Genomic DNA, 8,902 nt, shown 5'->3' with positions numbered 1-8,902 from the left:
GGCGGTGCCGGCCTATGCGGCCGCACGGGGGCCCCTCGGGCGGCGCCGCGCGCGTCGGCGCCCGCTTGCGGGCGACTGTCGGCGCGACACAGGAGGCAGGCATCAAGACAAGCCAGATGATCTGAGAATCGACAGAAATCGCCTTAGGCCAGCTCCGAAAGCAGGTCGCTGGCACTGTCCGAGCTGCTGGAGGACCCATAGGCGTCCATCAGGGCCATGATGCGTCGCATCACCAACTGCTCGGTCGAGCCGTCTGCGGTCGTTGCGGACACCGCCTCCGCATCCGCATCCGCATCCGCGCCGACGTCAGAGTCCGCGCTGATGTCATCCGTACCGCCGAGCGCGGCCTGCGCATAGGCGACCACCTCCTCGCTGCTCAGCAAGCCATCGCCGTCGGCATCCGCCGCGTCGAAGTGATCCAGGATGGCCGCGGCGGCCAAGCCGTCCTCGACACGCTCGGTGACGCTCTCCGACTCCGCTTCGGCGGCGGCCGTCGCGCTCTGCAGCGATTGCGCAAAGGCCATCGCCTCCTCGCCGCTGACACGCCCGTCGCCATCGGCATCGGCGCTCTCGAAGTCATCGAGGATGCTGGCGAGCAGCTGTGTACCCTCGTCTTCGGGATCCGCATCCTCCGCGCTCGTTAGAGTCGCGTACTGGCTCGCCAGCTCCTCCTCGGTAAAGCCGAGCACTTGCTCCGGCGTTGGGGGTGGCGGCGGCATGGCTCCGACCGCCTCCGGACCGGCTGGGGACTCCTGGCCGCGCAAGACCCCGAGACTGTCGGTAAGCGCCTGCAAGCCCTGTGTCATGTCATCCGTGGTCACGCGCCCGTCGCCGTCGACGTCGAGGGCGGAGACGACCTCTTCGACCCCGGTCTCCGTCAAGGATCCGTCACCCGAGCCAAGGCCCAAGCTCTCGAAGGCGGACTCGAAATCCGCGGCGTCCAAGTAGCCCTTGCCCGTGGCGTCGAGCTGGGAAAAGACCTCCTCGATGGTCTCCGTAGGGCTGCCATACTTCTGTGTTTGCCCGGTCGCGACGCCATAGACGCGCGACGCAAGGTCTCCGACATTGCTCAAGATGCTGCTCATCGCTCGCTCTCCTCGCGGCAGTTCTGCTCTGCGCGGCCACCCGGGGCGGCCGTGGTAAGAGATCAGGGGAGCCAGCCCCCGTTCACCTGGACGAAAGATCGAGGAATGTCAGGCAAATCATGAGCCAACCAACCGGTCAGCGAGGACTCGGGTAGCCCTCGGAGGTCAGCCGGCGGTGTCGCGCAAGAGATCGAGTCTGGTCTGAATGGCCTGGGTCACCGGGGCGATCTTGCGGCGCATCAGGCTGCCCTGAGTCGAAGGGTCAGACAGCAAAGGCCTGATCAGGCCATAGCCCACGCCGGAGAGAAAACGAATTGCACGCACCGTATCCGCCAGGCTAGCCGAGCGCGCCAGCAGCTCGGCAGCGGCCACGTCCGCTCGCGAGGCGTCGAAAGGGCCTTGCGCGTCGGCAAGCAGGGCGTCCAAGGTCAGGTCCGGATCGCCCTCGGGACGGACGGCACCGAAGTACTGGCGCAGGCTGTCCAGCGCGGCGATGACGACTTCTTGACTCGGCGGCTTGGCGAGCACCGCCGCGAGGGTCTTGAGAAAGGTCTGGCCGCCGCACGCACAGGCACGCTGCATCAAAAGGGCGTAGGCATTGCCGGCCGTCGCCAGCTCCAGAATCGCGGCGTCAAGCGCTCGTGCCGCGACAGGGTCTGGCAGAGCATCGGGCAGGGCTTGTATGAAGCCAACCAGATAGGCCTGCTTGCGCCCCGACTTGCGCCACAGATCGAGACGCTGGGACTCGTCCAGCAGCCCAGGCTGCAGGACCAGCCGCACGGTCTCCATGATCTCTTCATGGTCGGTCTCGAAGGGAAGATAGTCGACCAGGTAGCTCGCCAGCAGCCTGCCCATCCGCCCTTCCCGCACGGCGGGATTCTTGAGCATGCGTCTTGCGTTTCCGGCGTCTTCCATGGCCCACCAGGCGCGCCTGGCCAGCTCATCGCTGAGACCTGGCGCGCAGACGGCAGCGACGACGGCCTCCGGCTCGCCGAGCATGAGAAGCTGCTCGAGACTCTCATCGCGCATCTGGCCCATCCGGGTCCAGCGCCTGAGATAGATGGGGTAGCCGCCGGGCGAGCCCAGGACCTGTCCGGAGATCAGCTCGCGCACGCTCCGGAGATATTGATCTGGGCGCCCCGCTGGATTCAGCCGGACACTGGACTCGCCCTGCGCCGTCAAGCCGTGAACCATCATGCGGCTCTCGTCGATCCGTATGGCCAATGGCTTGTTGGCCAGCAGGACATTGAGCCTCAAGCTGTCCTCTGGAGTCAGCTCCATGGTCTCAGGCGAAGGCCAAACCGCGCAGACGCAATGCCGACCTCAGCCTTCGGCGGGAGGCGTGTAGGTTGGGTCTTTGGGATTGAGGAAGATGAAGTGGAACTGGCCGGGCTCCATCTCGACGTAATCCATGGTCGCCTGGTCGAGAAGCGGCGCGTGCTCTGGGGTCATGATGACTTCCACGCCCTCGCAGGTCATGCGGATGTCGTCTTCGGTCAGCTCATCGAAGCCCATGCGATACTCGATGCTGCCGTCCGCGTTCTGCGCCGCCGCAAGGCGTAATGGCATACCCTCGGTCCCCCCCTGCTTTGCCGCCTCCAGGACCTGCTCCGCAGCTGCTGCTGTCAGTTTGAACATCTCAGACCTTCGTGATTGGCTTCCGCTTCGGACTTGGGAAGAGTTTAACGCAAATCGCGCCGCCAGCCGCCAGCCGCCAGCCGCCAGCCGCCAGCAATTCTAGCGGCGCGGCTCAGGACCAGGCATCTCGATTGCCGACCTGGGGCCGATCGGGCTCCTCGAAAGATACCTCAGCCGTCGAGACAGCGGCGCACATGGTCGAGGAAGCGCTGTGTCCAAGGATTTCCCGGGACATCGCGCAGATGGCTGTAGCAGGCCAGCAGATTTCCCTGGGCGACGCCGTCGTGCGATCCATTGATGCCTGAGCCCCGCAGCACCTCATAGGCGTAGCGCCAGTCAGGATGGGGGTCGACGATCGCCGAGTGATGGAACTCGTGCGCAGGAATCTCGGCGCCGCTACGCGCACCGGCCGGCCAAGGGAAGTCCGCAGTCTCCCGCAGCCTGACGTAGCCCCGCCCCTGGGGCCGCTGGTGCATCTCGACCTCGGCTTTGAGAGCGCCGACCATCGCGTGGCGCGCACCCTGCCAGCTGAGCCCCCGACAGAGATACATCAGCCCCCCGCACTCGGCGTAGGCCGGGGCGCCCCGAGCGATGAAGTCGGCGACCGACTGGCGCATGGAGACATTGGCCTCGAGCTCGGCCATGCGGTACTCGGGGAAGCCGCCGCCGATGAAGAGGGCGTCGACGGCGGGAAGCTCGGCGTCGTCGATCGGGCTGAAAGGCACCAGCTCGGCGCCACCCGCTGCAAGTGCGCGAAGGTCGTCGGGATAGTAGAAGCCGAAGGCGGCATCCCGCGCGATGCCCAGCCTGACCGGGGCACCCGCCCCCAGGGTCCGGCCCGGCCCTTGCGCGCGAGGCTCAGGCCGCGGCGCGCGCTCTCCGATCTCGATCAAGCGATCGAAATCGAGCTGATCGGCGACACTCGCGCGAATGGATTCGATCCAAGCGTCGGCGTCCCTGGCCTCGTTGATGGGCATGAGGCCGAGATGCCGCTCGGAGATGGCGATGTCGTCTTCGCGCCGCAGCACGCCCAAGACGGCGAGATCCGTATAGTGCTCGACGACGCGCACCAGATTCGCTTCGTGACGCATCCCGCCAACCTTGTTCAGGATGACGCCAGCGATCTCGAGGTCCGGATCGAAGGCGCGATAACCGAGCAAGAGCGGCGCAATCCCCCGCGCCAGACCATTGCAGTTGATGACCAGGACAACAGGCGCACGCAGCTGCTTGGCCAGCTCCGCATTGCTGTTGGCGCCCCTGACATCCGTGCTGTCGAAGAGCCCGACGTTCCCTTCGATCACACCAATATCGGCGCCACTCAGCTCACGAGCGAAGGCGTCCGAGATCTCCTCGGGCGCCATGGTTTGAAAATCCAGGTTGAAACAGGAGCGCGTCGCAGCCTGACTCAGCCACAAGGGGTCGATGTAATCCGGACCCTTCTTAAACGGCTGAACGACAAGCCCGCGACGACGCAGCTCCCGACAGATTCCGATGGAGAGCGTCGTCTTCCCTGACGACTTCTGCGGAGCAGCAATGTAGAGATGCGCCATCGAGCCGCCGCGGGACGTCTAGCGAATCAAGCGGGCGCGGACTCGGGCTCTGCCCTGCCCAGCGTCTCTTCGCACGGCGGAACCACATTGTCCGCGAGAGACTCGGGCATGAACTGCAGCACGCGCACCCCAACCGCTGTGATCAGCATGGCCACACCAACGCCGCCCAAGCCGAGCAGGACCTCGGGGATGGTCGGCCAGTAAGGCGCCGCCCGCCCATCTATACCATCGAAGAAGCCCGACTCCAGCACCGTCTGCCCGGGGAACATCTGGATGGGGAAGGCCTGGCTGCCGATGATGACGACATACATGGTGGCAAATCCACCGGCGATGACCAGGGCGCAAGCCGCGGCGATCCACCTAGGCTCCTTGCTGAGCTCTGGGTGGTAGAGGATGCCGAGCGGCGCCAAACCGCCGATGAGCACCCAGCCGACCCAGAAGAGGAAGGTGTAGATCCCGCCCTTGAGCAGCAGCCAGGATTCGAAGCCGGCGTTCTCCTCGACGTAGAGATTGGTCAGGTGATAGATCAGCGTGAAATAGAGCACGATGGCGACGAAGAGCGCCAAGAGGTTCTTCAACCGCCGAAACATCAGGGGACCGATGGGGCGGCCTTCCTCGGTGAAGGCGAACATCAGCACCAGCAAGAAGACCGCAAGGCCGTAGGCGAAGGACATGGCCACGAACATCGGCCCCAGGATGGCCGCGTCAAAGGCCTGGCGCGCGACGATAAAGCCGAAGATCGAGCCGGTACCCGTGGTCAGCGCCAGCCGCCAAACGAGCGCCAGGATGCCCACCGGCCGGTTGAAGGGCCCGCCCTGGCGATCCGCCATGGTCCAGAGGTAGGCGATGGTGATCGCCATGAAGCCGGTGTAGAGGAAGATGTTCCAAGCGAAGATGGAGCTGAAGTTATAGGTCGTCATGGCGACGATCAGGCGCTCGGGACGACCCAAGTCCGTGACCAGCACGAGCAGGCCGCCCATGAGCATGGCGACGGCGAGCAGCCCGGACAGCCGGCCCAGCGGCTTGTAGATCGGCTTCTGGAAGACAGTGCCGATGGAGGCGATGTTCAGCGCCCCTGACGCCGAGATGATGAGGAGCACGGCGAATACATGGGGCATGCCCCAGACCACCGAGTTGTTCATGCCGGTGACCCAGTGGCCTTGGTGCTCCATGTAGCCGAATGCGAGCGCCCCGATCCCAATCACCGCGGCGAGAACGCCGAGAATGCTCCAATAGCGCTGCGGTGAGATGCGCCATTCGCGATAGACGATTCGTTTCATACTGATCTTCCCTCGCCCTTGCTAAACGCCTGAGTAGCGCACGCCCGTGTTGAGCTGAAGGTCCTCGCGAATCTGACGACTCGGAATCTCCTTGAGCTTCTGGTTGATCGCACTGTTGGGATCCTTGAGGTCACCGAAGACGATGGCGTGGTGCCCCTCGGCGGCGCAGGCATCGACGCAAGCCGTCGACGCTTCGCCATAGTCCCGACGGTGGACGCAGAGGTTGCAGCTCTCGACGCAGCCCTTCCCGCGCGGCACGCTCGTGAGCTGATCGGTGGTGTCCTGATGGATGAAGCTGCGCGCCTTGTAGGGACAGGCCATCATGCAGTAGCGGCAGCCGATGCAGAGGTGGCGGTCGACCATGACGATGCCGTCCGCGCGCTTGAACGAAGCCCCCGTCGGGCAGACGTCGACACAGGGCGGATGCTCGCAATGCTGGCACATCATGGGCAGGTTGGTGACGCGGCCGGTCTGGTTGTCCTGCAGCTTGACCTTGCGGATCCAGACGGCCTTTTGCGCGTCCCATTTGCGATCGGGCTCGCCCTCGGGCGGCGTCTGCAGATTCAGGCCATTCTCGTCGTTGCAGGCCTCGACGCATGCCGAGCAGCCGTCCGCGCACTTCGCCGTGTCGACCAGCAGGCCCCAGCGCACATCGCTAGTCACGGGCTCGGAGCGCGGCGCGGCCGCGACGGTGTGCAAGAGCACGCCTGGGGCGACCACGGCCGCGGTCATGCCTGCCGCCACGCCGATGAAATCGCGACGACCCGAATCGATCTCGTTCTCTGCTCTATCGGTCTTGTCTGTCATCTCAGTGGCCTTCCCCGTTGCGGCCGCTCTGCACCAGCTTCTCGACACCGGCGGCGCGATGCGCGGCCTGGGCCTCGGCGTCCAGTCCGCCCCCGTTCGGCACGGAGGCGTGACAGTCGAAGCAGTTCAGATCGACCGCCGCATAGGCATGGCAGGCGCCGCAGAACTGATCCGGCCGGTCGATCGGCTGAGGCTGCTGCTCCTCGTAGCTGATGTGGCACTCCACGCAGCCGGCGAGGCTGTACTTGGTGCCGCGAATGCCCTCATGCACGGTCGAGATGCGCTGGTGCTTGATGAATTCGAAATGCATCCGGCGCATGCGCTCGGTGGGCTCGACACAGGAGTCCAGCTCGGCGGCACGGGAGCCCTCGACCACATATCGCTTCACCTCTGCCGCCAGGACGGTCTGGGCGGCGAGCACCCAGACCAGACTAACGGCGACGAGGCTCGCTCTCATTAAGACCTTAGCCATCGACGCCTCCACTTGGTCTACTCCCCGAGGCCCATCTTGATGTAGCCGGTCGGACAGACATCGGCGCAGATATGGCAACCGATGCACTTGGCATAGTCGGTGTCCACGTAGCGCCCGGTGGTACGGCTCGCCTTGTCGACGCGGAAGACCGCGTCCTGGGGACAGAAGATGACGCAGTTGTCGCACTCGAAGCACATGCCGCAGCTCATGCAGCGCTTGGCCTCGTCGACCGCCTCTTCTTCCGTCAGGCCGATCACGCGCTCGTGGAAGTGCCCCAGGACCTCGTCCGAGCTCGGCACCTCTTCCTTGCGCAGGTTGCGCGCCACATAGTTGAAGTGACCGAGGAAGAGCTCGTCCTGCGGGATGACCTCGGCACCGGAGCGATCCTCGTAGTTGTGGATCGCGTAGTTGGCCGAGGAGGTCCCGCGCATGTCGCCGGCCTGCTCCGGGTCGAAGTGCTCAGGGGCCAGCTTGGCCTCGGTCATCTTCTCCAGCAGGTTGAAGTGGTGGACGTCGACCTTGGGACGGCGCCTGTGCTCCTCCTGCATGACATACTCGTGAATCGACTCGGCGGCGATCCAGGCCTGCCCGATGGCGGTCGTGAGCAGGTGCGGACGGATGATGTCGCCGGACACGAAGTGCCCCGCCTTGCCCGGGACTTGGTAGAACTTGTCCGAATCCATGAGGCCGCGCCCGTTGTCCAGGGACTCGAGACCCGACAGGTCACCACCCTGCCCGATCGCGGAGACGATGAGGTCGGCCTCGAGCACGCGCTCGGTCCCCTCGACCGGGGCTGGCCGGCCATCGGCCATGGTGCAGTCGGCGATCTTCAGCCCGGTCGCGCGGCCCTCGGCGTTCTTGATGACCTCGACGGGCATGACGCCGTCGAGGATGGTCACGCCCTCGCGCGTGGCATCGTCGACTTCATGCTCGGAGGCCGTCATCTTGTCGCGCGTGAAGAGCGAGGTCAGGGTGACCTCCGCGCCCTCGGCCGCTGCGGCCGTGGCGGCGTCATGGGCGACATAGCCGTCGCGGATGACGGTCTCGGGCAGATCGCTCTTGTTGGTCTTCGAAATATGACCCAGGCGGCGCGCCACCGAGACGACGTCGATCGAGGTATCACCACCACCGACGCACACGACCTTGCCGGCGGTGACCTTCATGCGACCCTCGTTGAAGGCCTTGAGGAAGGCGACACCGGAGACACAGTTGGGCGTATCTTTCCAGCCGGGGACCGGCAAGCCACGACCGCTCTGGCAGCCGATGGCCCAGAGGATGGCGTCGTAGTCTTTCTCGAGCTGCTCGACGGTGACGTCGCTACCGATGCGCGTCTTGAGCTTCACCTCGATGTTGCCGAGGTCGAGGATGCGCTGGATCTCGGCATCCAGCTGGTCGCGCGGTACGCGATAGCCAGGGATACCGAAACGGAACATGCCGCCGAGCCCGTCATTGGCCTCGAATACGGTGCAAGCATGACCCTTGCGGCGGAGCTGATAGGCCGCGGCGAGACCCGCGGGTCCGCCGCCGACGATGGCGACACGCTTTCCGGTATCTGCCGGGGGAGCCTCGAACTTGTAGCCATTGGCGATGGCGGTGTCACCAATGAACTGCTCGACGGCGTTGATACCGACGAAGTCTTCCAGCTCATTGCGGTTACAGCCGTCCTGACAGGGTGCCGGACAGACGCGACCCATCATCGACGGGAAGGGATTGGCATCCGTGGAACGGCGGAAGGCGTACTCCTGCCAATCCATACCTTCCGGCGGCTGCTCGAGACCGCGCACGATCTGCAGCCAACCGCGAATATCTTCGCCGGACGGGCAGCTTCCCTGACAAGGCGGCGTCTTGTGGACATAGGTCGGACATTTGTGAGAAGTATCCTGATTGAAGATCTTGTCAGTCAGGTCGTCCCAAACGTGGTTGCCGTCCTCGAACCGACGCCAGGTCGGCTTGCCCTTCATCTCGTCGCTGGAAGTTGCCATCTTGATCACTCTCCGTACCAGTTGAGCCCTGACGCATACGCCAGGGCGCTCATATCAGGATGCGAGCCGGCTGATCCTGACGCCGCCC

The 8,902-nt window shown here is 64.9% G+C and carries 8 protein-coding genes; all 8 read right to left on the bottom strand.

From position 1 onward, the window contains the following. Positions 1–143 precede the first annotated feature (143 nt). Positions 144–1,085 (bottom strand): EF-hand domain-containing protein, encoded by a 942-nt coding sequence (locus tag G3446_RS07260; RefSeq protein WP_164452159.1) that lies wholly within the window; start codon positions 1,083–1,085, stop codon positions 144–146. 165 nt (positions 1,086–1,250) lie between these two features. Continuing rightward, positions 1,251–2,366: a sulfur reduction protein DsrS gene (locus G3446_RS07255; protein WP_164452157.1), complete on the bottom strand. Its 1,116-nt coding sequence runs from the start codon at positions 2,364–2,366 to the stop codon at positions 1,251–1,253. Positions 2,367–2,408: 42 nt separating this feature from the next. Then, complete coding sequence (locus tag G3446_RS07250) at positions 2,409–2,723, bottom strand: HesB/IscA family protein (protein WP_164452155.1); 315 nt, start codon at positions 2,721–2,723, stop codon at positions 2,409–2,411. 170 nt (positions 2,724–2,893) lie between these two features. Beyond that, positions 2,894–4,273 carry a cobyrinic acid a,c-diamide synthase CobB gene (locus G3446_RS07245; RefSeq protein WP_164452154.1) on the bottom strand — a complete coding sequence of 460 codons (1,380 nt, stop codon included), beginning with the start codon at positions 4,271–4,273 and terminating at the stop codon, positions 2,894–2,896. Positions 4,274–4,299: 26 nt separating this feature from the next. Further along, the gene (gene nrfD / locus G3446_RS07240) at positions 4,300–5,553 is read right to left on the bottom strand and encodes an NrfD/PsrC family molybdoenzyme membrane anchor subunit (RefSeq protein ID WP_164452151.1); all 1,254 of its coding nucleotides are present in this window, start codon (positions 5,551–5,553) and stop codon (positions 4,300–4,302) included. Between the two features lie 21 nt (positions 5,554–5,574). Next, the gene (dsrO, locus tag G3446_RS07235) at positions 5,575–6,360 is read right to left on the bottom strand and encodes a sulfate reduction electron transfer complex DsrMKJOP subunit DsrO (RefSeq protein WP_164452148.1); all 786 of its coding nucleotides are present in this window, start codon (positions 6,358–6,360) and stop codon (positions 5,575–5,577) included. Between the two features lies 1 nt (position 6,361). Next, the gene (locus G3446_RS07230; RefSeq protein WP_164452147.1) at positions 6,362–6,832 is read right to left on the bottom strand and encodes a sulfur reduction protein DsrJ; all 471 of its coding nucleotides are present in this window, start codon (positions 6,830–6,832) and stop codon (positions 6,362–6,364) included. 17 nt (positions 6,833–6,849) lie between these two features. After that, positions 6,850–8,814, bottom strand: coding sequence for an NAD(P)-binding protein (locus G3446_RS07225; RefSeq protein ID WP_164452145.1), 1,965 nt, complete (start codon positions 8,812–8,814; stop codon positions 6,850–6,852). Between the last annotated feature and the right edge of the window lie 88 nt (positions 8,815–8,902).

The organism is Thiorhodococcus minor (genome assembly GCF_010820565.1).
Classification (GTDB): domain Bacteria; phylum Pseudomonadota; class Gammaproteobacteria; order Chromatiales; family Chromatiaceae; genus Thiorhodococcus; species Thiorhodococcus minor.
The sequence above is the reverse complement of the archived record's forward strand: the minus strand, read 5'-3'. Positions and strand labels throughout refer to the sequence as shown.

Bases quoted from the DNA above. Each gene is read 5' to 3' on its own strand.
- dsrO (WP_164452148.1), bottom strand. From the start codon at position 6,360: ATGACAGACAAGACCGATAGAGCAGAGAACGAGATCGATTCGGGTCGT.
- G3446_RS07225 (WP_164452145.1), bottom strand. From the start codon at position 8,814: ATGGCAACTTCCAGCGACGAGATGAAGGGCAAGCCGACCTGGCGTCGG.
- G3446_RS07255 (WP_164452157.1), bottom strand. From the start codon at position 2,366: ATGGAGCTGACTCCAGAGGACAGCTTGAGGCTCAATGTCCTGCTGGCC.
- G3446_RS07230 (WP_164452147.1), bottom strand. From the start codon at position 6,832: ATGGCTAAGGTCTTAATGAGAGCGAGCCTCGTCGCCGTTAGTCTGGTC.
- nrfD (WP_164452151.1), bottom strand. From the start codon at position 5,553: ATGAAACGAATCGTCTATCGCGAATGGCGCATCTCACCGCAGCGCTAT.
- G3446_RS07250 (WP_164452155.1), bottom strand. From the start codon at position 2,723: ATGTTCAAACTGACAGCAGCAGCTGCGGAGCAGGTCCTGGAGGCGGCA.
- G3446_RS07245 (WP_164452154.1), bottom strand. From the start codon at position 4,273: ATGGCGCATCTCTACATTGCTGCTCCGCAGAAGTCGTCAGGGAAGACG.
- G3446_RS07260 (WP_164452159.1), bottom strand. From the start codon at position 1,085: ATGAGCAGCATCTTGAGCAATGTCGGAGACCTTGCGTCGCGCGTCTAT.